This is a genomic window from Pseudomonas sp. LTR0, assembly GCF_036630035.1.
GTDB lineage: Bacteria > Pseudomonadota > Gammaproteobacteria > Pseudomonadales > Pseudomonadaceae > Aquipseudomonas > Aquipseudomonas putida_Y.
This window is the reverse complement of record NZ_CP123734.1, coordinates 4,491,661-4,518,051: the sequence shown is the minus strand read 5'-3', so window position 1 is coordinate 4,518,051 and position 26,391 is coordinate 4,491,661. Positions and strand designations below refer to the sequence as shown.

Genomic DNA, 26,391 nt, shown 5'->3' with positions numbered 1-26,391 from the left:
CCCGTGAATGCCCATGTTTTCAAACCTGACATGCCGCCACCGGTGAAAACCGTCGGCGTGCTCGCATGGATGCGCACCAATCTGTTCTCCAACTGGCTCAACACGCTGCTGACCTTGTTCGCGATCTACCTGATATGGCTGATTGTGCCGCCATTGCTACAGTGGGCGTTGCTCGACGCCAACTGGGTCGGCACCACCCGTGCCGATTGCACCAAGGAGGGCGCCTGCTGGGTGTTCGTGCAGCAGCGCTTCGGCCAGTTCATGTACGGCTACTACCCCACCGAGCTGCGCTGGCGCGTGGACCTGACCGTGTGGCTTGCAGTCATCGGCGCCGCGCCATTGTTCATCAAGCGTTTCCCGCGCAAGGCCATCTACGGCCTGGCCTTCCTGGTGCTGTACCCGGTGTTGGCCTACACCCTGCTGCATGGGGGGTATCTGGGCCTGCAAAACGTACCCACCAGCCAGTGGGGCGGGCTGATGCTGACCCTGGTGATCGCTACCGTGGGCATTGTCGGCGCCTTGCCTTTGGGCATCCTGCTGGCCCTGGGCCGGCGTTCGAGGATGCCGGCCGTGAAGGTGGTGTGCGTGACCTTCATCGAGTTCTGGCGCGGCGTACCGCTGATCACCGTGTTGTTCATGTCGTCGGTGATGTTGCCGCTGTTCCTGCCCGAAGGCATGAGCTTCGACAAGCTGCTGCGGGCGATGATCGGTGTAATCCTGTTCCAGTCGGCGTACATCGCCGAGGTGGTGCGTGGCGGCCTGCAGGCCATCCCCAAGGGTCAGTACGAAGCCGCCGCGGCCATGGGCCTTGGCTACTGGCGCTCGATGGGGCTGGTGATCCTGCCGCAGGCGCTGAAGCTTGTGATTCCCGGCATCGTCAACACCTTCATTGCCCTGTTCAAGGACACCAGCCTGGTGATCATCATCGGCCTGTTCGACCTGCTGAACAGCGTCAAGCAAGCAGCCGCAGACCCGGCCTGGCTGGGCATGGCCACCGAGGGCTACGTGTTCGCCGCCCTGGTGTTCTGGATTTTCTGTTTCGGTATGTCCCGCTACTCCATGCATCTGGAGCGCAAGCTGGACACTGGCCACAAGCGTTAGGAGTTTCGAAATGAGTGAAGCGATCAAGCAGCCTGCTGGCCCCGAAGGCATCATCCAGATGCAGGGTGTGAACAAGTGGTATGGCCAGTTCCATGTGCTCAAGGACATCAACCTGAACGTGCGCCAGGGCGAACGCATCGTGCTGTGCGGGCCATCCGGCTCGGGCAAGTCCACCACCATCCGCTGCCTTAACCGTCTGGAAGAGCACCAGCAAGGGCGTATCGTGGTCGATGGCGTGGAGCTGACCAACGACCTCAAGCAGATCGAGGCCATCCGCCGCGAGGTGGGCATGGTGTTCCAGCACTTCAACCTGTTCCCGCACCTGAGCATTCTGGAGAACTGCACCCTGGCGCCAATGTGGGTGCGCAAGATGCCACGACGCAAGGCCGAGGAAATTGCCATGCACTACCTGGAGCGTGTGCGGATTCCGGAGCAGGCACACAAGTACCCTGGCCAGTTGTCTGGCGGCCAGCAGCAGCGTGTGGCCATTGCCCGCGCGTTGTGCATGAAGCCCAAGATCATGCTGTTCGACGAGCCGACGTCGGCACTGGACCCGGAAATGGTCAAGGAAGTACTCGATACCATGGTGGGCCTGGCCGAGGATGGCATGACCATGCTCTGTGTGACCCACGAAATGGGCTTTGCCCGTACCGTGGCGAACCGGGTTATCTTCATGGACAAGGGCGAGATTGTGGAGCAGGCCGCGCCGGATGATTTCTTCGACCGGCCGCGCAGTGACCGGACCAAGTTGTTCCTCAGCCAGATCCTCCACTGATGCTGTTTGGGCTGCGCGGCAGCCCTTCGCGGGCGTGCCCGCTCCCACATGTTTAGCGTTGGCTTTGGAGCCTACTTAAATCCTGTGGGAGCGGGCGTGCCCGCGAAGGGCAGCAACGCAGCCCCGGCTTTATTTATTTTCCTGGCTGGCAGCCGGCGCCGGCGGCGGCCGCAGCCCCACCTCGGCGATCAGTTTCAACGGCTGCCCGTTGCGCATCACCTCAATGGTGATCTTCTCGTTGGGCTTGATCCGCGCTACCTGGTTCATCGACTTGCGCCCGTCTCCGGCCGGCTCGCCATTGATGCTCAGGATCACGTCACCCAGTTGCAGCCCGGCCTTGGCGGCTGGCCCTTCGCGGAAGATGCCCGCCACCACGATGCCTGGGCGGTCCTTCATGCCGAACGACTCTGCCAGCTCCTGGCTCAGTGGCTGTACTTCGATGCCCAGCCAGCCACGTATCACCTGGCCATGTTCGACGATCGACTTCATCACCTCCAGTGCCAGCTTTACCGGGATGGCGAAGCCGATGCCCTGCGAGCCGCCGGACTTGGAGAAGATCGCGGTATTGATGCCGATCAGGTTGCCATTGGCATCCACCAGCGCACCACCGGAGTTGCCTGGGTTGATCGCCGCGTCGGTCTGGATGAAGTCTTCGTAGTTGTTAAGCCCCAGCTGATTGCGGCCAGTGGCGCTGATGATGCCCATGGTCACAGTCTGGCCGACGCCGAACGGGTTGCCGATGGCCAGCGACACGTCGCCGATGCGGATGTTGTCGGAACGGCCGATGGTGATTGCCGGCAGGTTCTTCAAGTCGATCTTCAGCACCGCAAGGTCGGTTTCCGGGTCGCTGCCGATCACGCGGGCCAAAGTCTCGCGGCCATCCTTCAGGGCGACGACGATCTGGTCGGCGCCGCTGGTGACATGGTTGTTGGTCAGCAGGTAGCCCTCAGGGCTCATGATTACCGCCGAGCCCAGGCTTGATTCCCAGCGGCGCTGTTTGGGCAGGTTGTCACCGAAGAAGCGGCGGAACTGCGGGTCCTCGAACAGCGGGTGGGCGCTTTTGTTCACCACCTTGGTGGTGTACAGGTTGGCCACCGCCGGGGCGGCCAGGGTCACGGCGTCGGCGTACGACACCGGACCTTGCATGATCCGCGTGGTCTGTGGCGCTTGCTGCAGGTTGACGTCCTGGCTGGGCAGCCCGACCCATTGCGGAAAACGCTGGATGATCAGCATGGCGATCAGTATGCCGGTAAGCAGGGGCCAGCCGAAGTAACGCAAAGCCTTGAACATGAACGAATCCTGGAAAGAGCAGGGGCCAGCGGCCTGGCAGTGGGGCATGAGCGCGCGCGATCATACACCGGTTCCCCCAGTGACGGCGACGGCCCATAATGGCCGGCATTATACGGGCGTTCGTCAGGCGTTGCGCCCGAGAAAAGCGCAGTTTTCGAGGAGATTTTCATGGCCGTTGCTCTAAGTACCCTGGTCGAGGAAGCCGAGCGTTATCTGGGCAGTGCGAAGATCCAGGATTATTGCCCAAATGGCCTGCAGGTCGAAGGCCGGCCGCAGGTTAGCCGTATTGTCAGTGGTGTTACCGCCAGCCAGGCATTGCTGGATGCCGCGGTCGAGGCCGAGGCCGATCTGGTGCTGGTGCACCATGGTTATTTCTGGAAGGGCGAGAACCCGTGCATCACCGGCATTCGCCAGCGTCGCCTGAAGACCTTGCTGAATAACGATATCAGTCTGCTGGCGTTTCACCTGCCCTTGGACGTGCACCCGGAAGTCGGCAACAACGTGCAACTGGCGCGGCAACTGGAGATCACTGTCGAAGGGCCACTTGACCCGGAAAACCCCAAAGTGGTCGGGCTGATCGGTTCGCTGGCCGAATCCATGACCGCGCGCGATTTTGCCCGTCGGGTTCAAGGCGTGCTGGGGCGTGAGCCGTTGCTGGTCGAAGGCAACGACATGATCCGCCGGGTGGGCTGGTGCACCGGCGGCGGGCAGGGCTATATCGACACGGCGATTGCCGCCGGGGTGGACCTGTACCTGACCGGTGAGGCGTCCGAGCAGACCTACCACAGTGCGCGCGAGAATGGCGTCAGCTTCATTGCTGCCGGGCACCATGCCACCGAGCGCTATGGGGTGCAGGCGCTGGGCGATTACCTGGCACGACGGTTCGCGGTGGAGCACCTGTTCATCGATTGCCCTAATCCCATCTGATAGCGGTGTCGCCCTCTTCGCGGGTGAACCCGCTCCTACACGGGCCTGTAGGAGCGGGTTCACCCGCGTAGAGGCCGGCCCTGCCAGCCCAAACCCCCAGTCATATCGTTAGATTTTTTCGATCTAGCCAGCCTCCTAAATAGAAGCAGCCGCTGTGATAAAGTGGCTCGCTCGAACACGGCCCGCAGGCCGTCCATAAGATCGTTTTTCGTGAGTAGCCATGGTCGACAAACTGACGCACTTGAAACAGCTGGAGGCGGAGAGCATCCACATCATCCGCGAGGTGGCCGCCGAGTTCGACAACCCGGTGATGCTGTACTCGATCGGCAAGGACTCCGCCGTGATGCTGCACCTGGCGCGCAAGGCCTTCTTCCCGGGCAAGCTGCCGTTCCCGGTGATGCACGTCGACACCCAGTGGAAATTCCAGGAGATGTACAGCTTCCGCGACAAGATGGTCGAGGAAATGGGCCTGGAGCTGATCACCCACGTCAACCCCGAGGGTGTGGCGCAGGGTATCAACCCGTTCACCCATGGCAGCTCCAAGCATACCGACATCATGAAGACCCAGGGCCTGAAGCAGGCGTTGGACAAGCATGGTTTCGACGCTGCCTTCGGTGGCGCGCGCCGCGACGAAGAGAAGTCGCGGGCCAAGGAGCGTGTGTATTCGTTCCGTGACAGCAAGCACCGCTGGGACCCGAAGAACCAGCGCCCCGAGCTGTGGAACGTGTACAACGGCAAGGTCAACAAGGGTGAGTCGATCCGCGTCTTCCCGTTGTCGAACTGGACCGAACTGGACATCTGGCAGTACATCTACCTTGAAGGCATCCCGATCGTGCCGCTGTACTTCGCTGCCGAGCGTGAAGTCATCGAGAAGAACGGCACCCTGATCATGATCGACGACGAGCGCATCCTCGAGCACCTCTCCGAGGAAGAAAAAGCCCGCATCGTCAAGAAGAAGGTGCGTTTCCGTACCCTCGGCTGCTACCCGCTGACGGGCGCTGTCGAATCGGAAGCCGAGACCCTGACGGACATCATTCAGGAAATGCTCCTGACCCGTACGTCCGAACGCCAGGGCCGTGTCATCGATCACGATGGCGCCGGTTCCATGGAAGACAAGAAACGCCAAGGCTACTTCTAATTTCAGGGTTACTCCATGTCGCACCAATCTGATCTGATCAGCGAGGACATCCTCGCCTACCTGGCCCAGCATGAGCGCAAGGAACTGCTGCGCTTCCTGACTTGCGGCAACGTTGACGACGGCAAGAGCACCCTGATCGGGCGCCTGCTGCACGATTCGAAGATGATCTACGAGGACCACCTCGAGGCCATCACCCGTGATTCGAAGAAAGTCGGCACCACCGGCGAAGAAGTCGACCTGGCGCTGCTGGTAGATGGCCTGCAGGCCGAGCGCGAGCAGGGCATCACCATCGATGTCGCCTACCGCTACTTCTCCACCGCCAAGCGCAAGTTCATCATCGCCGACACCCCGGGCCACGAGCAGTACACCCGCAACATGGCTACCGGTGCGTCCACCTGCGACCTGGCGATCATCTTGGTCGATGCCCGCTACGGTGTGCAGACCCAGACCCGTCGCCACAGCTACATCGCGTCGTTGCTGGGCATCAAGCACATCGTGGTCGCGGTCAACAAGATGGACCTGAAGAGCTTCGATGAAGGCGTCTTCGAGTCGATCAAGGCCGACTACCTGAAGTTTGCCGAAGCCATCAACCTGACCCCGAGCAGCCTGCACTTCGTGCCGATGTCGGCGCTCAAGGGTGACAACGTGGTCAACCACAGCGAGCAATCGCCGTGGTACGCCGGCCCGACGCTGATGGAAATCCTCGAAACCGTCGAGGTTTCGGCCGACCGCAACTTCACCGACCTGCGTTTCCCGGTGCAGTACGTCAACCGTCCCAACCTGAACTTCCGCGGCTTCGCTGGCACCATTGCCAGCGGCGTGGTGCACAAAGGTGACGAGATTGTCGTGCTGCCGTCGGGCAAGAGCAGCCGGGTCAAGTCCATCGTCACCTACGAAGGTGAACTGGAAAACGCCGGCCCAGGCCAGGCCGTGACCCTGACCATGGAAGACGAGATCGACATCTCCCGTGGCGACCTGCTGGTACATGCCGACAATGTCCCGCCGGTAACTGACCACTTCGACGCCATGCTGGTGTGGATGGCCGAGGAGCCGATGCTCCCGGGCAAGAAATACGACATCAAGCGTGCCACCAGCTACGTACCAGGCTCGATTGCCAGCATCACCCACAAGGTCGATGTGAACACCCTGGAGCAGGGCGCTGCCAGCGCGCTGCAGCTGAACGAGATCGGCCGCGTCAAGGTTGCCCTGGACACCTCGATTGCCCTGGACGGTTACGACAGCAACCGCACCACCGGTGCGTTCATCGTCATCGACCGCCTGACCAATGGCACCGTTGGCGCCGGCATGATCATCGCCCCGCCCGTGTTGCCACACGGCAGCACCGGCCATCATGGCAAGCAGGCCCACGTGTCCACCGAAGAGCGCGCCCTGCGCTTCGGCCAGCAGCCAGCCACCGTGCTGTTCAGCGGCCTGTCGGGTGCTGGCAAGAGCACCTTGGCTTATGCCGTGGAGCGCAAGCTGTTCGACATGGGCCGCGCGGTGTACGTGCTCGACGGCCAGAACCTGCGTCACGACCTGAACAAGGGCCTGCCACAGGACCGCGCCGGCCGCACCGAGAACTGGCGCCGCGCCGCCCACGTGGCGCGCCAGTTCAACGAAGCCGGCATGCTGACCCTGGCTGCGTTCGTGGCCCCGGATGCCGAAGGCCGCGAACAGGCCAAGGCGCTGATCGGCAAGGAGCGCCTGGTGACCGTTTACGTCCAGGCCTCGCCGCTGGTCTGCCGCGAGCGTGACCCGCAAGGCCTGTACGCTGCCGGTGGCGACAACATCCCGGGCGAGAGCTTCCCGTTCGATGTGCCGCTGGATGCTGATCTTGTGATCGACACCCAGGCCACCAGCGTGGACGAAGGCGTGAAACAGGTGCTGGACGTGCTGCGTCAGCGTGGCGCGATCTAAGCGCTAGCCTGCAAGGAGAACCCCGCTTCGGCGGGGTTTTTTGTCTCGCGTTCAGGATCCTTCCCACTGTTCGGAAAGATCTGTCCTAGATATGTTTCTCCGACACCGGTATCACCCGCCTTTCCTTGACTGCTTTGTACGAAAAACTCGAATAGATCTCCTTCACCCCCGGCAACCGCTGCAGCACCTCCCGGGTAAATTCCCCAAACGACTCCAGGTCCCGTGCCAGGATCTCCAGCAGAAAGTCATAGCGCCCGGAGATGTTGTGGCAGGCGACGATTTCGGGAATTTCCATCAGCCGCTGTTCGAACGCCAGCGCCATGTCCTTGGTGTGCGAGTCCATCATGATGCTGACGAATGCGGTCACGCCAAACCCCAGCGACTTGGGCGAGAGGATGGCCTGGTAGCCGGTGATGTAGCCGTTTTCCTCCAGTAACTTGACCCGTCGCCAGCAGGGCGAGGTGGTCAGTGCCACCTGGTCGGCGAGTTCGGCAACGGTGAGGCGGGCGTTGTCCTGCAAGGCGGCGAGCAGGGCACGGTCGGTGCGGTCGAGGCTTGAAGGCATATTTTGCCCTCCTGGTCCGGTGATTGTTGTTTTTGTTCCAGAAAGCACGCCTATGTGTAGGCTATTTTGGAAAAAATTGGGCAGCTCGGTGGCATAAGCTTACAACAAACCACAAGAGGCCGTTGCCATGCGCGACTCCCACGACAACACCGGTTTTTCCACGCGGGCCATTCACCATGGCTACGACCCGCTGTCCCACGGTGGCGCCTTGGTGCCGCCGGTGTACCAGACGGCCACCTATGCCTTCCCCACTGTTGAGTACGGCGCTGCCTGCTTCGCCGGAGAGGAGGCGGGGCACTTCTACAGCCGCATTTCCAACCCCACGCTGGCCTTGCTGGAGCAGCGCATGGCTTCGCTTGAGGGCGGTGAGGCGGGCTTGGCGTTGGCATCAGGGATGGGTGCGATTACCTCAACCATCTGGACCCTGCTACGGCCTGGCGATGAGCTGATTGTGGGGCGCACCTTGTATGGCTGCACCTTCGCTTTTCTGCACCACGGTATTGGTGAGTTCGGCGTCAAAGTACGCCATGTCGATCTCAACGATGCCAAGGCTCTGAAGGCGGCGATAAACAGCAAAACGCGGATGATCTACTTCGAAACACCGGCCAACCCCAATATGCAGCTTGTGGACATTGAGGCGGTTGTCGAGGCGGTGCGGGGGCATGATGTGCATGTTGTGGTCGATAACACCTACTGTACACCGTACCTGCAGCGGCCACTGGAGCTGGGGGCGGACCTGGTGGTGCACTCGGCAACCAAGTACCTCAGTGGCCACGGTGATATCACTGCGGGTTTGGTGGTGGGGCGCAAGGCGTTGGTCGATCGCATTCGCCTGGAAGGGCTGAAGGATATGACCGGGGCGGTGCTGTCACCGCATGACGCGGCGTTGCTGATGCGCGGTATCAAGACCCTGGCCCTGCGAATGGACCGGCATTGCGCCAATGCTCAGAAGGTGGCCGAATTTCTGGCTCGGCAGCCGCAGGTGGAATTGATTCATTACCCGGGGCTACCGTCTTTTGCCCAGTACGCGTTGGCCCAGCGACAGATGCGTTTGCCTGGGGGGATGATTGCGTTTGAGCTCAAGGGTGGCATTGAGGCGGGGCGGCGCTTCATGAATGCGCTGCAGCTCTTTGCCCGGGCGGTGAGCCTGGGAGATGCCGAGTCGCTGGCGCAGCATCCGGCGAGTATGACGCATTCTAGCTACACGCCGCAGGAGCGGGCGCATCATGGGATATCGGAGGGGTTGGTGCGTCTGTCGGTGGGGCTGGAGGATGTGGAGGACCTGCTGGCAGATGTCGAACAGGCATTGCAGGCCTGCTGTTAGGTTGCCTGCACTGGCCCCTTCGCGGGCACGCCCGCTCCCACAGGTATTCCACAAGTTTCACATGCTGTGGTGTACCTGTGGGAGCGGGCGTGCCCGCGAAGGGGCCAGTGAATCCAGCCCACAAAAAAGGCCTCTTGCGAGGCCTTTTGCATGTTCAGCAGATCAACGCTTGAGCCCGTAGCTCTCATCCAGCATGCCCGGCGAGTTGGGCGCTTTCGGCGCATAGTCGCGCGGCACTTCGGCGGTGTCTTTAGGCGGGGTCAGGCGGTCACGTGGGCCTTGCGGCGCATCGGAGTGCAGTGCAGCCAGCAGGCGTTGGCGAGTGACGTCATCGAGGGCCAGGCTGTTGGCGCCTTCAGCCAGGTGATCCTGTACGTCCTGGTAGCTCTGGGTCAGTTTCTTGACCAGCATGGCGGTGCTGTTGAAGTGGGTGACCACTTCGTTCTGGTAGCTGTCGAAGCGCTTCTGGATGTCATCCAGTTGACGCTGGGTGTTGCTCGGCGCCGCGTTGGGCAGCAGGCGGGCAACAATGAAACCGACTGCCACACCGATGACCAAGGCCAGGGTTGGCAACAACCAAACAAGGAGCGAGAGTTCCACGAGTCCTTCCTCTATAAACGGCTTTGCTTTACGTTAACGGCTCAGACCTGCGCTGTATACCGCGAGCGATCGCAAATCAGAACAGAATTTCACACCTAGACGAATCGACCCTTCCCGAGGTCACGGAGTAGTGCCTTGCTTGTCCGCGAAACCCCCTTGTTCATCGATGGCCCTTGCGGCCAGCTTGAAGCTTTGTACCTCGACGTGGCGCAAGCCCGTGGCGCGGTGCTGATCTGCCATCCTAACCCGGTCCAGGGCGGCACCATGCTCAACAAGGTTGTCTCGACCCTGCAGCGCACCGCACGTGATGCCGGTTATGTGACCCTGCGTTTCAACTACCGTGGCGTCGGCCAGAGTGCTGGCAGCCATGACATGGGCGCTGGCGAAGTGGCCGATGCCGAGGCCGCTGCAGCATGGCTGCGTGCCAGGCACCCCGGGCTACCGCTGGTGCTGATGGGCTTTTCGTTCGGTGGTTTCGTTGCCACCAGCCTGGCCGGGCGCCTTGAAACAGCAGGTGTCGAGTTGCAGCACCTGTTCATGATCGCCCCGGCGGTCATGCGCCTGACCGCCGAATTCCCGCTGCCGCAGCGCTGCCCGATCACCGTGGTGCAGCCGGACGCCGACGAAGTCGTCGCGCCGCAGCTGGTTTACGAATGGTCCGACAGCCTGTCGCGTCCCCATGGGCTGCTGAAAGTGGCAGAATGCGGACACTTCTTCCATGGCAAGCTGACCGATCTGAAGGATCTGCTGCTGCCGCGCCTTTCGAACTGAGCCAAGCCTGAATAAGCGAACACCCATGACCACGCGCATTCTTACCGGTATCACCACCACCGGCACTCCGCACCTGGGCAACTACGCCGGCGCCATCCGCCCGGCGATCCGTGCCAGCCAGCAGCCCGGTGTCGACTCGTTCTACTTCCTGGCCGACTACCATGCCCTGATCAAGTGCGACGACCCGCTGCGCATCCAGCGTTCGCGCCTGGAAATCGCCGCCACCTGGCTGGCCGGTGGCCTGGACCCGGACAAGGTGACCTTCTATCGCCAGTCCGATATCCCGGAAATTCCCGAACTGACCTGGCTGCTGACCTGCGTTGCTGCCAAAGGCCTGCTGAACCGTGCGCATGCCTACAAGGCCTCGGTGGACAAGAACGTCGAGAACGGCGAAGACCCGGACGCCGGCGTGACCATGGGCCTGTTCAGCTACCCGGTGCTGATGGCCGCCGATATCCTGATGTTCAACGCCAACAAGGTGCCGGTCGGTCGTGACCAGATCCAGCACGTGGAAATGGCCCGCGACATCGGCCAGCGCTTCAACCACCTGTTCGGCCAGGGCAAGGACTTCTTCGCCTTGCCGGAGGCGGTGATCGAGGAAAGCGTGGCGACCCTGCCGGGCCTGGATGGGCGCAAAATGTCCAAAAGCTATGACAACACCATCCCGTTGTTCACCAGCGCCAAGGACATGAAAGACGCCATCTCGCGCATCGTCACCGATTCGCGTGCGCCAGGTGAGGCGAAAGACCCGGACAACGCGCACCTGTTCACCCTGTACCAGGCCTTCTCGACGCCTGAGCAATGCGCCGGGTTCCGCGAAGAGCTGCTGCAGGGCCTGGGCTGGGGCGATGCCAAGCAGCGCCTGTTCCAGCTGCTGGACGGCCAGCTGGCCGAGAAGCGCGAGTACTATCACCAGCTGATCGCCCGGCCGGCGGACCTGGAAGACATCCTGCTGGCCGGCGCCGCCAAGGCCCGCAAGATCGCCACGCCGTTCCTCGAGCAGCTGCGCGAGGCCGTTGGCTTGCGTTCGTTCCGCAGCAGCGTGCAGGCCAGCACCGAGGTGAAGAAGAAGGCTGCCAAGAGCGCACGCTTCGTCAGCTTCCGTGACGAAGACGGCAGCTTCCGTTTCCGCCTGCTGGCCGCCGACGGTGAGCAACTGCTGCTGTCGCGCAGCTTCGCCGACGGCAAAAGTGCTGGCGCCGTGAGCAAGCAGTTGCAGCAGGGTGGCGAGGCCGATGTCCGCGTCGAAGGCCTGAGCTTCGGCCTGTGGCTCGATGGCGAGCAGGTCGCCGAAGGGCCGCAGTTCGAAAGCGCCGAAGCTCGTGATGCCGCCATTCAGAGCCTGAACGAAGCTTTGGCGCCACAGCAGGACTGAGGCTGGCAAACGGTGGGAGCGGGCGTGCCCGCGAAACAGGTGCCGCGGTGCATGGCACCGGCTTTGCCGGTGTTCGCGGGCACGCCCGCTCCCACAGACTGATTGCCATTAAGCGGGCCTGTCGCTACAGTGACGGCCCGTTTTTTGTTGCCTCGCTAACGAATCATGACTCCCTTAGAACGCTATCAAGCAGATCTGAAACGTCCCGACTTCTTCCATGACGCGGCGCAGGAAACTGCGGTGCGTCACCTCCAGCGCCTGTACGACGACCTGGTGCACGCGCAGAACAACAAGCCGGGCGTGTTCGGCAAGCTGTTCGGCAAGAAGGGGCAGACCCCGGTCAAGGGCCTGTACTTCTGGGGTGGGGTAGGGCGAGGCAAGACCTACCTGGTTGATACCTTCTACGAAGCGCTGCCGTTCAAGCAGAAGATGCGTACGCACTTCCACCGCTTCATGAAGCGTGTGCACGAGGAAATGAAAACCCTCAAGGGCGAGAAGAACCCGCTGACCATCATCGCCAAGCGCTTCAGCGAAGAAGCCAAGGTGATCTGCTTCGACGAATTCTTCGTGTCGGACATTACCGACGCCATGATCCTCGGCACCTTGATGGAAGAGCTGTTCAAGAATGGCGTGTCGCTGGTGGCCACCTCCAACATCGTGCCGGACGGCCTGTACAAGGATGGCCTGCAGCGTGCGCGCTTCCTGCCGGCCATCGCCATGATCAAGCAGTACACCGACGTGGTGAACGTCGATAGCGGGGTCGACTACCGTCTGCGTCACCTGGAGCAGGCTGAACTGTTCCACTTCCCGCTCGATGACGCGGCGCACCAGAGCATGCGCGCCAGCTTCAAGGCGCTCACCCCTGAGTGCACCCAGGCGATCGAAAACGACGTGCTGATGATCGAGAACCGCCCGATCAATGCCCTGCGTACTTGCGACGACGTCGCCTGGTTTGACTTCCGCGCCCTGTGCGACGGGCCGCGTAGCCAGAACGACTACATTGAGCTGGGCAAGATCTTCCACGCCGTATTGCTGAGCAACGTAGAGCAGATGGGTGTCACCACCGACGACATCGCCCGTCGTTTCATCAACATGGTGGACGAGTTCTACGATCGCAACGTCAAGCTGATCATCTCGGCCGAGGTGGAGTTGAAGGACCTGTATACCGGTGGGCGTCTGAGCTTCGAGTTCCAGCGTACCCTGAGCCGGTTGCTGGAGATGCAGTCGCACGAATTCCTGGCGCGCGCGCACAAGCCTTAACGGCAGCGGCAAGCTTCAGGCGGCAAGGAACATTCAGGGCAAAGCGCCATCCACCCTGGTTTTCCTTGTCGCTTCAAGCGCGAAACCTGCCGCTCTGGAGGCCTCTCAGGCTTCCTGCATGAACTGCTGCCGATACTGGTTCGGCGACAACTCGGTGTGCTGGCGGAACAGTCGCGCAAAGAAACTGGCATCGTCATACCCCACCTCGTAACTGATGGTCTTGATGCTTTTGCGCGTACTCGACAACAACCCCTTGGCTGTTTCGATGCGTAGCCGTTGCAGGTAGTGCAGGGGCTTGTCACCTGTTGCGCCCTGGAAGCGGCGCATGAAGTTGCGGATGCTCATGCCGTGGTTGCGGGCCACATCCTCGAAGCGGAACTTGTCGGCGAAGTGTTCCTCCAGCCAGTGCTGGATCTGCAGGATGATCAGGTCCTGGTGCAGCTTCTGCCCGCCAAAGCCCATGCGCCCCGGGGTGTAGTTGCGTTGTACTTCGTAGAGGATATCGCGGGACACCGCACGGGCCACGTTGGCGCCGCAGAAGCGTTCGATCAGGTAGATGTACAGGTCGCAAGCTGAAGTTGCACCGCCGGCGCAATAGATATTGTCGGCATCGGTCAGGTGCTTGTCCTGGTTCAGGCGGATCTGCGGGAAGCGTTCGGCAAAGCTGTTGAAGAAGCGCCAGTAGGTGGTCGCCTCCTTGCCATCGAGCAGGCCGGATTCGGCCAGCCAGAACACACCACTGGCCTCGGCGCACAGCACCGCGCCACGCGCATGCTGTTCACGCAGCCACGGCAGCACCTGGGGATAACGTTGCAGCAGGTTGTCGAAGTCATCCCAGTAGGCCGGGAGGATGATCACATCGGCGTCGTCCAGGCCGCCGTCAACCGGTAACTGCACATTGCTGAAGCTGTCCACGGGCTGGCTGTCGGGGCTCACCAGGCGGATTTCGAACATGGGCTGCAAGCCCAGGCCCAGCTGCTTGCTGTAGCGCAGACTGGCGAGGTGGAAGAAGTCCTTGGCCTGCATCAAGGTCGAAGCGAACACCTTGTCAATGGCCAGGATGCTGACGCGCCGCAGCGACGCTGAGGGTTGGGTAAACATCATTGTCATTGTTCTTATAGGGTAGAGTGGTCAATCACCGGCTGGATCGTCTTATTTTTTGGCGATTGTGTCTACCCCATGGAACAGCGGCGCGCAGTGTTTGGCTCAAGGCGCCGGGTTGGGTTGTTCCTGATGAATGGCTTCGATCGCTGTCAGCAGATCGGCGCTCAGGTTCAGTTCAAGGCTGGCCAGGTTGCTGTCCAACTGCTCCAGGCTGGTGGCGCCAATGATGTTGCTGGTCACGAACGGCTGTCGGGTGACGAACGCCAGGGCCATTTGCGCCGGGTCCAGGCCGTGCTCGCGGGCCAGCTGCACGTAGCGGCTGCAGGCCGCCACGGTCTGTGGGTTGGAGTAACGGGCAAAGCGGCTGAACAGGGTCAGGCGTGCATTGTCCGGCCGTGCGCCGTTCTCGTACTTGCCAGAAAGCATGCCGAATGCCAGCGGCGAATAGGCCAGCAAGCCACATTGCTCGCGTATGGCCACTTCTGCCAGGCCCACCTCGAAGCTGCGGTTGAGCAGGTTGTACGGGTTCTGGATCGATACCGCCCGCGGCCAGCCATGGCTCTCGGCCAGTTGCAGGAATTTCATGGTGCCCCACGGCGTTTCGTTGGACAGGCCGATATGACGGATCTTGCCCGCACGTACCTGCTCGTCGAGCACCTGGAGGGTTTCTTCCAGTGGGGTGAAGTGATCCTGCGGCAGGTGCTGGTAGCCCAGCTTGCCGAAGAAGTTGGTGCTGCGCTCTGGCCAGTGCAACTGGTACAGGTCGATCCGGTCGGTCTGCAGGCGCTTCAGGCTTTCGTCCAGCGCCGCGACGATGTGCTGACGGTTGTGCTTGAGCTGCCCGTCGCGGATATGGCTGATGCCGTTGCCCGGGCCTGCAACCTTGCTGGCCAGGATCCACGCGTCGCGGTCGCCATGTTCACGGAACCAGTTGCCGATGATGCGCTCGGTGGCTGCGTAGGTTTCCGGGCGTGGAGGGACCGGGTACATCTCGGCGGTGTCGATGAAGTTGACCCCGGCGGCCTTGGCCCGGGCAATTTGTGCGAAGGCCTCGGCCTGGATGTTCTGCTCGCCCCAGGTCATGGTGCCCAGGCACAGGGCGCTGACGTTGAGATCGGTACGGCCGAGCTGGCGGTATTCCATCGGTTAGTCACTCCTTGGCAATAGATGCTCATCAAAGCAGGTTGAAATTTTTCGCGCAATCTGGATAATTCAGCCCCTCTCCGCGTGGCGGAAGTGATGCACCATCACGCAGGAAGAACCCCGTCGAACATTGGCGTGCCCGACCCGAGCCCCCAAAAGCGTCTGTGTTCGGCTGCGCGCTTGCCCTTGGCAAGCTGTGCACTATCCAGTAAGATTCGCCGTCTATTTTTCGCTGGGCGGCCTCTGAGGCTTTAGAGAATGAAAACTTTTACTGCTAAACCGGAAACAGTAAAGCGCGAGTGGTTCGTAGTCGACGCCGCTGGCCAGACCCTGGGTCGTCTGGCTACCGAAATCGCTACCCGTCTGCGTGGCAAACACAAACCAGAATACACCCCTCACGTTGACACCGGCGACTACATCGTCGTTATCAACGCCGAGCAGGTTCGTGTAACTGGTGCCAAGTCTTCCGACAAAATGTACTACTCCCACTCCGGTTTCCCAGGCGGTATCAAGGAAATCAACTTCGAGAAGTTGATCGCCAAGGCCCCTGAGCGTGTTATCGAAACTGCGGTCAAGGGCATGCTGCCTAAGAACCCGCTGGGTCGCGACATGTACCGCAAGCTGAAAGTGTACGCGGGTGCTGCTCACCCACACACTGCTCAGCAGCCTCAAGAACTGAAGATCTAACGGGATAGTTCATTATGTCGGCGACTCAAAATTACGGCACTGGCCGTCGCAAGACCGCAACCGCTCGCGTATTCCTGCGTCCGGGTACTGGTAACATTTCCATCAACAACCGTTCTCTGGACGTGTTCTTCGGTCGCGAAACCGCTCGCATGGTTGTTCGCCAGCCGCTCGAGCTGACTGAATCCGTTGAGAAATTCGACATCTACGTCACCGTTTCCGGTGGTGGTGTCAGCGGTCAAGCCGGTGCGATCCGTCACGGTATCACCCGCGCTCTGATGGAATACGACGAAACCCTGCGTGGCGCTCTGCGTCGTGCTGGCTACGTCACCCGCGACGCTCGTGAAGTTGAGCGTAAGAAAGTGGGTCTGCGTAAAGCGCGTAAGCGTCCTCAGTACTCCAAGCGTTAATACCGCTTCGGCAGTCGAAAAAAGCCCGGTTCCTTGGAACCGGGCTTTTTTTTTAGGCTTGAACTAACCTGTCAGCAGTCAGTGGCCGCTTGTCGCATAGACGCAGATCAAGCAAAGCGCGGGTTGTCGCCCTTGCCGGGGTAATCACCTTGTCAGTGTGTGGATTTGTTTCTTACCATGGCGGCCAATTTTTAGTGCCATTGACACAACCTAAGTACAGGCCAGGTCCAACTGGCCAAGCAAGCTGATGGGAGAGGACTGAATGAGCAATGACGGCGTCAACGCAGGCCGGCGCCGCTTCCTCGTAGCCGCGACATCCGTGGTCGGGGCAGCGGGGGCAGTGGGGGCTGCGGTACCGTTCGTGGGGTCATGGTTTCCCAGTGCCAAGGCGAAAGCCGCAGGTGCACCGGTGAAGGTCAACGTCGCCAAGGTCGAGGCAGGGCAGCAGATGGTGGCCGAGTGGCGTGGCCAGCCCGTATTCATCGTGCGGCGAACTGAGGAAATCCTTGGCAATCTGAAAAAAATCACGGCTGACCTGTCCGATCCCGAGTCCAAGGCCTCGGTACAGCCGGCGTACGTCGACCCTGAGGTTCGCTCGATCAAGCCGGAAATTCTCATTCTCGTCGGCCTGTGCACGCACCTGGGCTGTTCGCCCCTCTTTCGGCCGGAAGTGGCACCCGCTGACCTCGGGCCGAAATGGGTAGGTGGTTATTTCTGCCCGTGCCACGGCTCCCGCTATGACCTGGCTGGTCGTGTCTACAAGTCCCAGCCGGCGCCTCTCAACCTGCCCGTGCCACCGCACTCTTATGAGTCGGACGAGATCATCGTCATTGGCGTCGACCAGGAGAAAGCATGATGAGCAAGTTCATGGACTGGATTGATGCTCGCTTCCCCGCCACCAAGATGTGGGAAGACCACCTGAGCAAGTATTACGCACCCAAGAACTTCAACTTCCTGTACTTCTTTGGCTCGCTGGCATTGCTGGTGCTGGTCAACCAGATCGTGACCGGCGTGTGGCTGACCATGAGCTTCACGCCCTCGGCGGAAGAGGCGTTTGCCTCGGTCGAGTACATCATGCGTGACGTGGAATACGGCTGGATCCTGCGCTACCTGCACTCCACGGGTGCGTCAGCGTTCTTCATCGTGGTCTACCTGCACATGTTCCGCGGCCTGCTCTACGGCTCTTATCAGAAGCCGCGCGAGCTGGTCTGGCTGTTCGGTATGCTGATCTATCTGGCGCTGATGGCTGAAGCGTTCATGGGCTACCTGCTGCCATGGGGGCAAATGTCGTACTGGGGCGCCCAGGTGATCATTTCGCTGTTCGGTGCCATTCCGGTGATCGGTGGTGACCTTACTCAGTGGATCCGCGGTGACTACCTGATCTCGGGTATCACCCTGAACCGCTTCTTCGCCCTGCACGTGGTTGCCCTGCCAATCGTGATTCTTGGCCTGGTGGTGCTGCACATCCTCGCCCTGCACGAAGTGGGTTCGAACAACCCTGATGGTGTCGACATCAAGAAGAAAAAGGACGAAAACGGTATTCCGCTGGATGGCATTCCGTTCCACCCGTACTACACCGTCAAGGACATTGTCGGCGTGGTGGTTTTCCTCTTCGTGTTCTGCGCCGTGGTGTTCTTCTTCCCTGAAATGGGCGGTTACTTCCTGGAGAAACCGAACTTCGAGCAGGCCAACGCTTTCAAGACGCCAGCGCACATCGCGCCGGTGTGGTACTTCACACCGTTCTACGCAATCCTGCGCGCGGTGCCTGACAAGTTGATGGGCGTCATTGCCATGGGTGCGGCCATCGCCGTGCTGTTCGTGCTGCCCTGGCTCGACCGCAGCCCGGTACGTTCCATGCGTTACAAGGGTTGGATCAGCAAGGCCTTCCTGCTGGTGTTCTGCGTGGCCTTCGTCATCCTCGGTGTGCTGGGCGTACTGGCACCGACACCTGGGCGTACCTTGTTGTCGCAGGTGTGCACGGTGCTGTACTTCGCCTACTTCCTGCTGATGCCGTTCTACACAAGGCTCGAGAAGACCAAACCGGTTCCGGAAAGGGTGACTGGCTGATGAAAAAGTTGATTGCAGTATTGTTGCTGGCAGTGATGCCTGCCTTTTCCTTCGCTGCCGAAGAGGGCATGGAGCTGGACAAGGTCGATATCGACCTGACTGACAAAGCCGCCATGCAGGACGGTGCGCGCACCTTCGCCAACTATTGCATGGGTTGCCACAGTGCCAAGTTCCAGCGTTACGAGCGGGTGGCTGATGACCTGGGCATCCCGCATGAACTGATGCTCGAGAAGCTGGTGTTCACGGGTGCCAAGATTGGTGACCACATGCAGATCGGCATGAAGCCCAGCGATGCCAAGACCTGGTTCGGTGCCGCGCCGCCCGACCTGACCCTGGTGGCCCGCGTACGCGGTACCGACTGGCTTTACACCTACCTGCGCAGCTTCTATGAGGATCCATCGCGCCCTTACGGGGTGAACAACAAGGTGTTCCCGAACGTCGGCATGCCTAACGTGCTGGTTGGTCTGCAAGGCAATCAGGTGGTAGGTTGCAAGCAGGTGCAGACTGTGGTCGATGGCAAGAAGCAATTCGACCCGTTGACCGGCAGCCCGTTGACCCATGAAGCTTGCGATCAGCTGACCATTACGCCGAATTCCGGTACCCTGACGACCGAGCAGTTCGACGAGAAGGTCAAGAACCTTGTGACCTTCCTGGCCTATTCGGCCAACCCAGTCAAGCTGGAAAGCCAGCGCATCGGTACCTATGTGCTGCTGTACCTGGCTTTCTTCTTCGTATTCGCCTACTTGCTCAAGCGTGAATACTGGAAGGACGTGCACTGATCACGCAGTAGTTTCTGGTTGTTGAACGCGCCCGGGGTGGCCTAGCAGTATTGCCAGGCCACCCCGGGCGCGTTTTCATTTAAAGTTGCACAAGCATCCGTGCGAGGAGCCGCTACATGGGCGCAACCAACAGGTTAGCCTGCTATTCCGATCCCGCTGATCACTATTCTCATCGGGTGCGCCTGGTTCTGGCCGAGAAGGGCGTCAGCGTGCAGTTTATCGATGTCGATCCCGCCCGCCTGCCGCCGAAGCTGGCCGAGGTCAATCCTTACGGCAGCGTGCCGACCTTGGTCGACCGTGACCTGGCGTTGTATGAATCGACCGTGGTAATGGAATACCTTGAGGAACGTTACCCGCACCCGCCGCTGATGCCGGTATACCCGGTTGCGCGTGGCAACAGCCGTCTGCTGATGCACCGCATCCAGCGCGACTGGTGTGCCTTGGCTGATACCGTGCTTGACCCGCGTAGCAGTGAAGCTGCCCGAACCGAGGCGCGCAAGGCCTTGCGCGAAAGCCTGACCGGGGTCTCGCCGTTGTTCAGCGAGTTCGCCTGCTTCATGAGTGATGAGCAAAGCCTGGTCGATTGCTGTCTATTACCCATACTCTGGCGTTTGCCGGTGTTGGGTATCGAGTTGCCGCGGCAAGCCAAGCCGCTGCTGGATTACATGGAGCGCCAGTTCGCCCGCGAGCCTTTCCAGGCGAGCCTGTCCTCCGTAGAACGTGAAATGCGCAAGCTTTAAGGAGCCGTTGATGAACTCCAGTCGCCCCTATCTGGTTCGAGCACTGTACGAGTGGATCGTCGACAACGATTGCACGCCCCATATGCTGGTCAATGCCGAATTCCCGAGAGTTCAGGTGCCGGATGGTTTCGCCAGTGATGGCCAGATCGTCTTGAATATCTCGCCAAGTGCCGTGCGCAGCCTGCACATGGACAATGACGCGGTCAGCTTTGAGGGGCGCTTCAGTGGCGTGGCTCACTCGCTGTTCGTGCCGGTTGGTGCCATCCTGGGTATCTACGCCCGCGAAAATGGCCAGGGTATGGTCTTCGAGCTGGAGCCGTCTTTGATGGATGGCGACGAGCTGGAAGACGATGATGTGCAGCCGGATGACGATGGCCCGCCAGACGATGGAGGGCAGCCGCCGCGTCCGAGTGGTCGGCCAAGCCTGAAAGTGGTCAAGTAACAAAAAAGGCGATCCAGAAGGATCGCCTTTTTGCTGGCAGTGAGTTTTCTGGCGCCTGTGAGCCCGGGCGTCGCCCGCGTGGCGCATCGCGCGCAGCCGCCTTGGTAGCACAGGACGCAATATCGAGTCATGCGCCAAGGCGTTCGCGTGCAGATCCCACAGGGTTAATTGGCCCGAAACAAACGTAGGAGCGAGCGCCAGCTCGCGATGCGCCGCGCGGGCGGCGCCCGCTCTCACAGGCGCTATAAATCTCAACGCAGACCAATCAGTCGATGTACTCAAACAGCTTGACGATCTTCTGCACCCCCGACACGCCCTGCACTACGGCAGTGGCCGAGTTGGCTTCTTGGCGGGTGACCAGGCCAAGCAGGTAGACGATGCCGTTTTCGGTAATCACCTTGATGCGCGAGCTGGGCACGGCACTGTCAGTCAGCATCTGGGTCTTGATCTTGGTAGTCAGCCAGGCGTCGTTGTTGCGCGCCAGAATGGAGGAAGGCTGCATCACTTGCAGCTCGTTGTGCACTCTCTTGACTCGCTGTACCTGGCTGGCGGTTTGCTCAGCGAGGCTCTTGAGGTCGGCGCGCGGGGTCTGGCCGGCCAGCAGGACGATGCCGTTGTAGCTGCTGACAACGATGTGCGAGCCCTTGTCCAGGTCTGGGCTGGCCTTGGAAATGTTCACGGCGGCCTTGGTTTCGATCAGCGAGTCGTCGATCTTGCTGCCAATGGTGCGCGTGCCGCGATCGTCCTCGATCGGCGAATTGCGGGTAGAGGTGAGTACCGAGCTGCAACCAGTGACGCTCAGGCACAGGGTCAGGGCCATCAGGCCGAGGCGCATAGGGGTCATTCTTCACTCCCGAACAGTTGGCTGTCGATCAGATCGCAAAGGCAGTGGATCGCCAGCAGGTGGACTTCCTGGATGCGCGCAGTAACTGTCGAAGGCACGCGGATTTCCACGTCCTCGGGCAGCAGCAGCGAAGCCATGCCGCCGCCGTCGCGACCAGTCAATGCTACGACAATCATTTCACGGTCATGCGCGGCCTGGATCGCCTGGATCACGTTGGCCGAATTGCCGCTGGTGGAGATCGCCAGCAGAACGTCACCGGGCTGGCCCAGGGCGCGGATCTGCTTGGAAAAGACTTCGTTGTAGCTGTAGTCGTTGGCGATCGAGGTCAGGGTCGAGCTGTCAGTGGTCAGCGCGATGGCTGGCAGGCTGGGACGCTCGCGCTCGAAGCGGTTGAGCAGCTCCGATGAAAAGTGCTGGGCATCGCCGGCCGAGCCGCCGTTGCCGCAGGCGAGCATCTTGCCCTCGTTGAGCAGCGCATTGACCATGACCAGGCTGGCCTGCTCGATGTGCGGTGCCAGGATGTCCATTGCCTGTTGCTTGGTTTCGATGCTGGCCTCGAACAGCCGGCGAATTCGGGATTGCATGTCCATCTGGTGACCTTAAATGGGGCGGTGGCCTTTGCTACGCGCAACTACGACCAGCCCGCGATACATAGAGCAAAAAAAACGAAGTGGGTTCAGCATTCGAAGGCGTTTTTCAGCCATTGAAGCGGTCTGCCTGCATGGTGGCTGCCCTGCAGGGCGACTACGTCGAAGCGGCAGGGGTGGTTGCCCCAGTGGGGCTCCTTCTGCAGGAACAGGCTGGCGGCGAGCACCAACCGTTTCTGCTTGCGCCAGTCGATACTGTCGAGGGCGCCTCCGAAGCCCGCGTGCAACCGGTAGCGGACTTCGACGAATACTACTGTATCGGCGTCGAGCATGACCAGATCAAGCTCGCCGCCTTTGCATCGCCAGTTACGCACCAGCAACTGCAGCCCTTGCCCCTGAAGGTACTCAAGGGCTTGGGTTTCTGCCGCTTGCCCGGCACGGGTAGGCGATGCTGCGGCCATCAACGCACGGTGTCAGGCAGGCGCTTGACTTGGCCGCCGGTAAACTCGGCCCATGGCAACTGGCGCTCGACGCGCTGGTTGGCATTGATGCTCAGGCTGCCCGAAAGCCCCAGGATGCGGTTGTCCGGAAGCGCTTTCAGTTGGCCCAGGCGCGGCGCCAGGCTGTAGGCATCGACGCCCATGGCGTACAGGCGGCCGAGGCTGCCAGCGGCTTGCGGCCACTGCTGTACAACCTGTTGACGCAGACTGTTGCTGGTGTCGAGCAGCCACGGTGTTTCGCAGAAGCGGATGCCGTTCATGTCATTGTACTGGTTGACGTCACCGCTGGCGCTGTACAGGTTCGAGGTGGCATAGACCGGCACGTCACCGGCGTACTGGAAGTTCAGGGTCGGCTTGATCTGCTGCGCCTGTTGCGGGGTCGAGGCGAGGAAGATGAAGTCGATGTCCTGGCGGCGCGACGGTTGTGCCGCGATGCTGCCGCCCACCGTGCTTTGCAGGCTTTTGGCGCGGCCTTCGCTTTGGCGCAACTGGAATAGGTCGGCAATCTGTTGGGCCAGGGCGACCGGCTGAGCGATACGCTCGGCGGCGAGCAGGGTTCCGCCATTGCCTTCCCAGTCCTGACGGAAGGCGGCCAGGACACGGTCACCCCATTCGCCGCTCGGTACCAGGGCTACGGCGCGGACCATGCCGTCGGCGCGGGCGCGGCGGGAGACTTCACGGGCTTCGTCTTCGGCAGCCAGGCCGAACTGGAACAGTTGCGGCGGGGCTTTCTGGCCGGCGTCGGCGTAGTTCAGGGCCAGTGTGGTGATCGGCAATTGCGGTTTGGCGGCCAGCTGCTTGACCAGCGGTTTTTCCAGCGGGCCAATGACCAGTTGCACGCCGGCGGCCTGCGCTTGGCGATAGAAATCGTCCAGCGAGCCGATGCGCGAGCTGTCGAATACCTGCACGGCAGGTGCCGGCTGGCCGGTCTGCTGGGCTTGGAAGTGGGCGGCCATGAAGCCATCGCGCAGGGCGCGGGCAACGCCGGCCAGTGGGCCTTCCTGAGGCAGCAGCAGGGCGATCTTGGTCAGCGGCTGGCTGGCAAGTTCCTTGAGCTTGATCAGGGCCAGCGGCAGTTGCTGAGCGGCAGGGTGGTCCGGATGCTGTTTGACCCAGGTCTCGATGGCCGCTTGCTGCTGCTCCAGGGTGCCGGCGCTTTTCACGGCGAACGCCAGGCTGGTCCAGCCTGCCAGGGCCTGATCGTTGGTTGGTTGCTGCAGTTGCTCTGCAGGCAGCGAGGCGATCAGGGCCCAGATGGCGTTATTGTTGGCGCTGGCGGCCTGGCCGCTGAGCAGTGGCGCCAGCAGTATGCGCTGTTGTGCGGCAGCCAGGGCCTGGCCATCGGCTTCGAGCGCGGCGGCGTGCACGGTGTAGGTACGCGCTTGCAGCTCTGGCGGCAGCTCGGCAAGGCGCTGCAGGCTGGGGTGGGCCAGGGCGGTCAGCGCTGCTTTGGGCTGGTTGCGGCTCATGGCCAGTTCAGCCGCTAGGGTGCTGGCGAACACTTGCTGGGCCGGCTTGAGCGTGTCCAGCGGGACCTGCTCGAGAATGCGTGCGGCGCGTGGGAAGTCCTTCTGCTTGAAGGCCAGGTCGGCCGCGCTCAGGCGCAGCAGGGCGGCGTCTTCTGCAGACTTGCTGGAGGCGGCCTTTTCAAGCAGTTGCTCGATGCTGGCGTCCGGGGTGCGTGGCAGTTCGCCCAGGCTGGATGAGGGCGAGCTGGCGCAGGCTGCCAGCAGGGCGGCGAGGCAGAGGGCTGTGAGCAGCCGCAGGCAAGCGATCATGTAAAGGTCCTGTTACTCGATCAAGTTGGCCGACAATTGTACCCAAGCACTGGCCGGGGCGCGATGTTGCTGTGTCGATCCTTCACTATAGGTGGCTTGTTCCTGATCGCCGGCGAAGTTCTTTACGCCCTGTTGCAGGCGCTCGGGCTACAATGGCGCCTTTGATCCGAATGACAGGTGTGCGCAGTGACTGATGTGGCAGGGGCTTCGAAATCCACGGTGGGGACGCTTTATGTGGTGGCAACTCCCATCGGCAACCTCGACGACATGAGCGCCCGGGCGCTGAAAGTGCTGGCGGACGTGGCCCTGATCGCCGCCGAAGACACCCGTCATTCGATCCGCCTGCTGCAACACTTTGGCATCGACACGCCGTTGGCCGCTTGTCATGAGCACAACGAGCGCGACGAAGGCGGGCGTTTTCTCTCCAAACTGCTGGCGGGTGAAAATGTGGCATTGGTCTCCGATGCCGGCACACCTCTGATTTCCGACCCAGGCTACCACCTGGTGCGTCAGGCGCGTGCCGCAGGGGTGAGCGTGGTGCCGGTGCCTGGCGCCTGTGCCTTGATCGCCGCACTATCGGCGGCAGGCCTGCCGTCGGACCGCTTCATCTTCGAAGGCTTCCTGCCGGCCAAGCAGGCAGGGCGCCGGGCGCGCCTGGAGCAAGTGAGGGAAGAGCCGCGCACGTTGATCTTCTATGAAGCCCCGCATCGAATCCTGGAGTGTCTTGAAGACATGGAGGCGGTATTTGGTGGCGATCGCCCGGCGTTGCTGGCGCGCGAACTGACCAAGACCTTCGAGACCCTCAAGGGCTTGCCGCTGGCTGAGTTGCGGGCTTTCGTAGCTGGCGACAGCAACCAGCAGCGCGGTGAATGCGTGGTGCTGGTCGGCGGTTGGAGCGCGCCGGAGGGCGAGCAGGCCATCAGTGCCGAAGCTCAGCGAGTGCTCGACCTGCTATTGGCGGAGTTGCCACTGAAGCGGGCCGCGGCGCTTGCAGCGGAAATTACCGGGGTGCGCAAGAACCTGTTGTATCAACTTGCCCTGGAAAAGCAGAAAGCTGAGTAGTGGCAGTTTGACATAGATGTCGGTATCGCTTGTTCTTGCGCGCGCGTGCCGGTAACCTTGGCGGCGGAGAGTCGATCGGACAGTCGCTGCCTGTTTTTGTTCCGCAACTTTTTGTTGTGTGAGCAGCAGGGGGAGGAAAGTCCGGGCTCCATAGGGCAGAGTGCCAGGTAACGCCTGGGAGGCGTGAGCCTACGGAAAGTGCCACAGAAAATAACCGCCTAAGCACTTCGGTGCCGGTAAGGGTGAAAAGGTGCGGTAAGAGCGCACCGCACGGCTGGCAACAGTTCGTGGCTAGGTAAACCCCACTCGGAGCAAGACCAAATAGGGTTCCATCAGGCGTGGCCCGCGTCGGAACCGGGTAGGTTGCTAGAGGCGTCCAGTGATGGCCGTCGTAGAGGAATGACTGTCCTCGACAAAACCCGGCTTACAGATCGACTCTCCACCTTTCTTCCCCTGCTTGAATCGATAGCAGAACCCCTCTGGTAATACCGAAAAAATCTTACTCTTAATAAATTACTTTAACTTCGAACTCCATTTGCTTGCGTGGGTTTGATTTTTCTCGTGTTTTTTTCTCTCTGGCAGTCCTTCCACATTCTGTTGTTGCGCTAAATCTCGGTCCTGTAAGGCTTTTCCTTATGAACGTGCCTTGACGGTGCTGCGGGCGGATTCCTATAGTGTGCGCAAGTGGCAGAAAGTGGGATGAAGTGGGTTTTCTGGCACAAAAAAGCTAACATTGTGGGGAATCACAGCCGTGTTCCGCGGAGCCAACGCCGTCAGCCTCGATGCCAAGGGCCGTCTCGCCATGCCGAGCCGGTACCGTGACGAGCTCGACTCACGTTGCAATGGCCAACTGATCGTGACCATTGACGCCGTAGACCCCTGCTTGTGTGTTTATCCCCTCGATGAGTGGGAACAGATAGAAGCCAAGTTGCGTGCCTTGCCATCGTTGCGTGAGGAAAACCGCCGCCTGCAGCGTTTGCTGATCGGTAATGCGGTTGACCTGGAGCTCGATGGCAGCGGGCGTTTCCTGGTGCCGCCCCGCCTGCGTGAGTACGCCAAGCTCGACAAGAAGGCGATGCTGGTGGGGCAACTGAACAAATTCCAGCTGTGGGATGAAGATGCCTGGAACGTGGTTTCGGCAGCCGACCTTGCAGCTATTCAACAACCGGGCGCCATGCCCGACGAATTGCGTGACCTGATCCTGTGAC

Annotated in this window: 27 protein-coding genes and 1 other RNA gene; 19 read left to right on the top strand and 9 right to left on the bottom strand. The window is 61.1% G+C overall.

What is annotated here, in order from left to right:
- The first annotated feature begins 3 nt into the window (after positions 1-3).
- Together QCL51_RS20720 and QCL51_RS20715 are read left to right on the top strand one after the other, a co-directional pair.
- Positions 4-1,101 (top strand): amino acid ABC transporter permease, encoded by a 1,098-nt coding sequence (locus tag QCL51_RS20720; RefSeq protein WP_021784128.1) that lies wholly within the window; start codon positions 4-6, stop codon positions 1,099-1,101.
- Positions 1,102-1,111: 10 nt separating this feature from the next.
- Positions 1,112-1,876: an amino acid ABC transporter ATP-binding protein gene (locus QCL51_RS20715; RefSeq protein WP_003251792.1), complete on the top strand. Its 765-nt coding sequence runs from the start codon at positions 1,112-1,114 to the stop codon at positions 1,874-1,876.
- A 129-nt stretch (positions 1,877-2,005) separates the two neighbouring features.
- On the opposite strand, the gene algW is transcribed toward QCL51_RS20715, so the two are convergent.
- Entirely contained in the window at positions 2,006-3,166 is a 1,161-nt protein-coding gene (gene algW, locus QCL51_RS20710) for a Do family serine endopeptidase AlgW (protein ID WP_021784129.1), read from the bottom strand.
- Between the two features lie 168 nt (positions 3,167-3,334).
- Between algW and QCL51_RS20705 the strand changes: the two genes are divergently transcribed.
- The 3 genes from QCL51_RS20705 (at position 3,335) to cysN (ending at position 7,148) form a co-directional block, all read left to right on the top strand.
- Positions 3,335-4,093: a Nif3-like dinuclear metal center hexameric protein gene (locus QCL51_RS20705; RefSeq protein WP_021784130.1), complete on the top strand. Its 759-nt coding sequence runs from the start codon at positions 3,335-3,337 to the stop codon at positions 4,091-4,093.
- Between the two features lie 220 nt (positions 4,094-4,313).
- On the top strand, positions 4,314-5,231 hold the full coding sequence (cysD, locus tag QCL51_RS20700; RefSeq protein ID WP_003251799.1) for a sulfate adenylyltransferase subunit CysD: 918 nt from the start codon (positions 4,314-4,316) through the stop codon (positions 5,229-5,231).
- A 15-nt stretch (positions 5,232-5,246) separates the two neighbouring features.
- Positions 5,247-7,148 (top strand): sulfate adenylyltransferase subunit CysN, encoded by a 1,902-nt coding sequence (gene cysN, locus QCL51_RS20695; protein ID WP_021784131.1) that lies wholly within the window; start codon positions 5,247-5,249, stop codon positions 7,146-7,148.
- Positions 7,149-7,233: 85 nt separating this feature from the next.
- Here the strand turns inward: cysN and QCL51_RS20690 are convergent, their stop codons facing one another.
- Complete coding sequence (locus tag QCL51_RS20690) at positions 7,234-7,713, bottom strand: Lrp/AsnC family transcriptional regulator (RefSeq protein WP_003251803.1); 480 nt, start codon at positions 7,711-7,713, stop codon at positions 7,234-7,236.
- Positions 7,714-7,840: 127 nt separating this feature from the next.
- Between QCL51_RS20690 and QCL51_RS20685 the strand changes: the two genes are divergently transcribed.
- Entirely contained in the window at positions 7,841-9,037 is a 1,197-nt protein-coding gene (locus QCL51_RS20685; protein WP_021784133.1) for a methionine gamma-lyase, read from the top strand.
- Positions 9,038-9,199: 162 nt separating this feature from the next.
- Here the strand turns inward: QCL51_RS20685 and QCL51_RS20680 are convergent, their stop codons facing one another.
- Positions 9,200-9,637 (bottom strand): DUF1043 family protein, encoded by a 438-nt coding sequence (locus QCL51_RS20680; RefSeq protein ID WP_010952432.1) that lies wholly within the window; start codon positions 9,635-9,637, stop codon positions 9,200-9,202.
- 135 nt (positions 9,638-9,772) lie between these two features.
- Between QCL51_RS20680 and QCL51_RS20675 the strand changes: the two genes are divergently transcribed.
- From QCL51_RS20675 to zapE, 3 genes are all read left to right on the top strand, one after another.
- The gene (locus tag QCL51_RS20675) at positions 9,773-10,408 is read left to right on the top strand and encodes an alpha/beta fold hydrolase (protein WP_021784135.1); all 636 of its coding nucleotides are present in this window, start codon (positions 9,773-9,775) and stop codon (positions 10,406-10,408) included.
- 25 nt (positions 10,409-10,433) lie between these two features.
- On the top strand, positions 10,434-11,783 hold the full coding sequence (locus QCL51_RS20670; protein WP_021784136.1) for a tryptophan--tRNA ligase: 1,350 nt from the start codon (positions 10,434-10,436) through the stop codon (positions 11,781-11,783).
- Between the two features lie 165 nt (positions 11,784-11,948).
- On the top strand, positions 11,949-13,043 hold the full coding sequence (gene zapE, locus QCL51_RS20665) for a cell division protein ZapE (RefSeq protein WP_021784137.1): 1,095 nt from the start codon (positions 11,949-11,951) through the stop codon (positions 13,041-13,043).
- A 105-nt stretch (positions 13,044-13,148) separates the two neighbouring features.
- Here the strand turns inward: zapE and QCL51_RS20660 are convergent, their stop codons facing one another.
- Positions 13,149-14,069 (bottom strand): GlxA family transcriptional regulator, encoded by a 921-nt coding sequence (locus QCL51_RS20660; protein ID WP_172402841.1) that lies wholly within the window; start codon positions 14,067-14,069, stop codon positions 13,149-13,151.
- A gap of 180 nt (positions 14,070-14,249) precedes the next feature.
- Complete coding sequence (locus QCL51_RS20655; protein ID WP_021784138.1) at positions 14,250-15,290, bottom strand: NADP(H)-dependent aldo-keto reductase; 1,041 nt, start codon at positions 15,288-15,290, stop codon at positions 14,250-14,252.
- A gap of 258 nt (positions 15,291-15,548) precedes the next feature.
- Between QCL51_RS20655 and rplM the strand changes: the two genes are divergently transcribed.
- The 7 genes from rplM to QCL51_RS20620 all read left to right on the top strand — a co-directional run bounded on the left by rplM (position 15,549) and on the right by QCL51_RS20620 (position 20,412).
- Positions 15,549-15,977 carry a 50S ribosomal protein L13 gene (gene rplM / locus QCL51_RS20650; RefSeq protein WP_003251819.1) on the top strand — a complete coding sequence of 143 codons (429 nt, stop codon included), beginning with the start codon at positions 15,549-15,551 and terminating at the stop codon, positions 15,975-15,977.
- A 14-nt stretch (positions 15,978-15,991) separates the two neighbouring features.
- Positions 15,992-16,384, top strand: a complete 393-nt coding sequence (gene rpsI, locus QCL51_RS20645) for a 30S ribosomal protein S9 (RefSeq protein WP_003251821.1) — start codon at positions 15,992-15,994, stop codon at positions 16,382-16,384.
- A 262-nt stretch (positions 16,385-16,646) separates the two neighbouring features.
- Positions 16,647-17,240 carry a ubiquinol-cytochrome c reductase iron-sulfur subunit gene (gene petA, locus QCL51_RS20640; RefSeq protein ID WP_028697484.1) on the top strand — a complete coding sequence of 198 codons (594 nt, stop codon included), beginning with the start codon at positions 16,647-16,649 and terminating at the stop codon, positions 17,238-17,240.
- Positions 17,240-18,451 (top strand): cytochrome bc complex cytochrome b subunit, encoded by a 1,212-nt coding sequence (locus QCL51_RS20635; RefSeq protein ID WP_028697485.1) that lies wholly within the window; start codon positions 17,240-17,242, stop codon positions 18,449-18,451. Before petA ends, QCL51_RS20635 begins: the two co-directional genes overlap by 1 nt.
- Positions 18,451-19,230 (top strand): cytochrome c1, encoded by a 780-nt coding sequence (locus QCL51_RS20630; RefSeq protein ID WP_021784141.1) that lies wholly within the window; start codon positions 18,451-18,453, stop codon positions 19,228-19,230. The genes QCL51_RS20635 and QCL51_RS20630 overlap by 1 nt, the downstream gene beginning before the upstream one ends.
- Before the next feature lie 116 nt (positions 19,231-19,346).
- The gene (locus QCL51_RS20625) at positions 19,347-19,970 is read left to right on the top strand and encodes a glutathione S-transferase N-terminal domain-containing protein (RefSeq protein ID WP_021784142.1); all 624 of its coding nucleotides are present in this window, start codon (positions 19,347-19,349) and stop codon (positions 19,968-19,970) included.
- Between the two features lie 10 nt (positions 19,971-19,980).
- Positions 19,981-20,412, top strand: coding sequence for a ClpXP protease specificity-enhancing factor (locus QCL51_RS20620; RefSeq protein WP_021784143.1), 432 nt, complete (start codon positions 19,981-19,983; stop codon positions 20,410-20,412).
- A gap of 265 nt (positions 20,413-20,677) precedes the next feature.
- On the opposite strand, the gene QCL51_RS20615 is transcribed toward QCL51_RS20620, so the two are convergent.
- The 4 genes from QCL51_RS20615 to QCL51_RS20600 all read right to left on the bottom strand — a co-directional run bounded on the left by QCL51_RS20615 (position 20,678) and on the right by QCL51_RS20600 (position 24,121).
- Complete coding sequence (locus QCL51_RS20615) at positions 20,678-21,256, bottom strand: BON domain-containing protein (protein WP_021784144.1); 579 nt, start codon at positions 21,254-21,256, stop codon at positions 20,678-20,680.
- Positions 21,253-21,846: a phosphoheptose isomerase gene (locus QCL51_RS20610; protein WP_012053657.1), complete on the bottom strand. Its 594-nt coding sequence runs from the start codon at positions 21,844-21,846 to the stop codon at positions 21,253-21,255. Before QCL51_RS20610 ends, QCL51_RS20615 begins: the two co-directional genes overlap by 4 nt.
- A gap of 86 nt (positions 21,847-21,932) precedes the next feature.
- The gene (locus tag QCL51_RS20605; RefSeq protein ID WP_021784145.1) at positions 21,933-22,304 is read right to left on the bottom strand and encodes a YraN family protein; all 372 of its coding nucleotides are present in this window, start codon (positions 22,302-22,304) and stop codon (positions 21,933-21,935) included.
- Positions 22,304-24,121 carry a penicillin-binding protein activator gene (locus tag QCL51_RS20600; RefSeq protein WP_275966809.1) on the bottom strand — a complete coding sequence of 606 codons (1,818 nt, stop codon included), beginning with the start codon at positions 24,119-24,121 and terminating at the stop codon, positions 22,304-22,306. Before QCL51_RS20600 ends, QCL51_RS20605 begins: the two co-directional genes overlap by 1 nt.
- Before the next feature lie 186 nt (positions 24,122-24,307).
- Between QCL51_RS20600 and rsmI the strand changes: the two genes are divergently transcribed.
- The 3 genes from rsmI to mraZ all read left to right on the top strand — a co-directional run bounded on the left by rsmI (position 24,308) and on the right by mraZ (position 26,390).
- Entirely contained in the window at positions 24,308-25,183 is an 876-nt protein-coding gene (gene rsmI, locus QCL51_RS20595; RefSeq protein WP_014592287.1) for a 16S rRNA (cytidine(1402)-2'-O)-methyltransferase, read from the top strand.
- Positions 25,184-25,250: 67 nt separating this feature from the next.
- Positions 25,251-25,626, top strand: an RNA gene (gene rnpB / locus QCL51_RS20590) — RNase P RNA component class A.
- 308 nt (positions 25,627-25,934) lie between these two features.
- A complete protein-coding gene (gene mraZ / locus QCL51_RS20585) occupies positions 25,935-26,390 on the top strand; it encodes a division/cell wall cluster transcriptional repressor MraZ (RefSeq protein ID WP_021784148.1) in 456 nt (151 codons plus the stop codon).
- The last annotated feature ends 1 nt before the right edge of the window (position 26,391 follow it).

Bases quoted from the DNA above. Each gene is read 5' to 3' on its own strand.
- zapE (WP_021784137.1), top strand. From the start codon at position 11,949: ATGACTCCCTTAGAACGCTATCAAGCAGATCTGAAACGTCCCGACTTC.
- cysD (WP_003251799.1), top strand. From the start codon at position 4,314: ATGGTCGACAAACTGACGCACTTGAAACAGCTGGAGGCGGAGAGCATC.
- rplM (WP_003251819.1), top strand. From the start codon at position 15,549: ATGAAAACTTTTACTGCTAAACCGGAAACAGTAAAGCGCGAGTGGTTC.
- QCL51_RS20630 (WP_021784141.1), top strand. From the start codon at position 18,451: ATGAAAAAGTTGATTGCAGTATTGTTGCTGGCAGTGATGCCTGCCTTT.
- QCL51_RS20615 (WP_021784144.1), bottom strand. From the start codon at position 21,256: ATGACCCCTATGCGCCTCGGCCTGATGGCCCTGACCCTGTGCCTGAGC.
- QCL51_RS20715 (WP_003251792.1), top strand. From the start codon at position 1,112: ATGAGTGAAGCGATCAAGCAGCCTGCTGGCCCCGAAGGCATCATCCAG.
- QCL51_RS20610 (WP_012053657.1), bottom strand. From the start codon at position 21,846: ATGGACATGCAATCCCGAATTCGCCGGCTGTTCGAGGCCAGCATCGAA.
- QCL51_RS20600 (WP_275966809.1), bottom strand. From the start codon at position 24,121: ATGATCGCTTGCCTGCGGCTGCTCACAGCCCTCTGCCTCGCCGCCCTG.
- QCL51_RS20685 (WP_021784133.1), top strand. From the start codon at position 7,841: ATGCGCGACTCCCACGACAACACCGGTTTTTCCACGCGGGCCATTCAC.
- QCL51_RS20655 (WP_021784138.1), bottom strand. From the start codon at position 15,290: ATGGAATACCGCCAGCTCGGCCGTACCGATCTCAACGTCAGCGCCCTG.
- QCL51_RS20670 (WP_021784136.1), top strand. From the start codon at position 10,434: ATGACCACGCGCATTCTTACCGGTATCACCACCACCGGCACTCCGCAC.
- QCL51_RS20635 (WP_028697485.1), top strand. From the start codon at position 17,240: ATGAGCAAGTTCATGGACTGGATTGATGCTCGCTTCCCCGCCACCAAG.
- QCL51_RS20605 (WP_021784145.1), bottom strand. From the start codon at position 22,304: ATGGCCGCAGCATCGCCTACCCGTGCCGGGCAAGCGGCAGAAACCCAA.
- QCL51_RS20625 (WP_021784142.1), top strand. From the start codon at position 19,347: ATGGGCGCAACCAACAGGTTAGCCTGCTATTCCGATCCCGCTGATCAC.
- rpsI (WP_003251821.1), top strand. From the start codon at position 15,992: ATGTCGGCGACTCAAAATTACGGCACTGGCCGTCGCAAGACCGCAACC.
- QCL51_RS20620 (WP_021784143.1), top strand. From the start codon at position 19,981: ATGAACTCCAGTCGCCCCTATCTGGTTCGAGCACTGTACGAGTGGATC.
- cysN (WP_021784131.1), top strand. From the start codon at position 5,247: ATGTCGCACCAATCTGATCTGATCAGCGAGGACATCCTCGCCTACCTG.
- QCL51_RS20705 (WP_021784130.1), top strand. From the start codon at position 3,335: ATGGCCGTTGCTCTAAGTACCCTGGTCGAGGAAGCCGAGCGTTATCTG.
- QCL51_RS20690 (WP_003251803.1), bottom strand. From the start codon at position 7,713: ATGCCTTCAAGCCTCGACCGCACCGACCGTGCCCTGCTCGCCGCCTTG.
- QCL51_RS20660 (WP_172402841.1), bottom strand. From the start codon at position 14,069: ATGCAGGCCAAGGACTTCTTCCACCTCGCCAGTCTGCGCTACAGCAAG.
- algW (WP_021784129.1), bottom strand. From the start codon at position 3,166: ATGTTCAAGGCTTTGCGTTACTTCGGCTGGCCCCTGCTTACCGGCATA.
- petA (WP_028697484.1), top strand. From the start codon at position 16,647: ATGAGCAATGACGGCGTCAACGCAGGCCGGCGCCGCTTCCTCGTAGCC.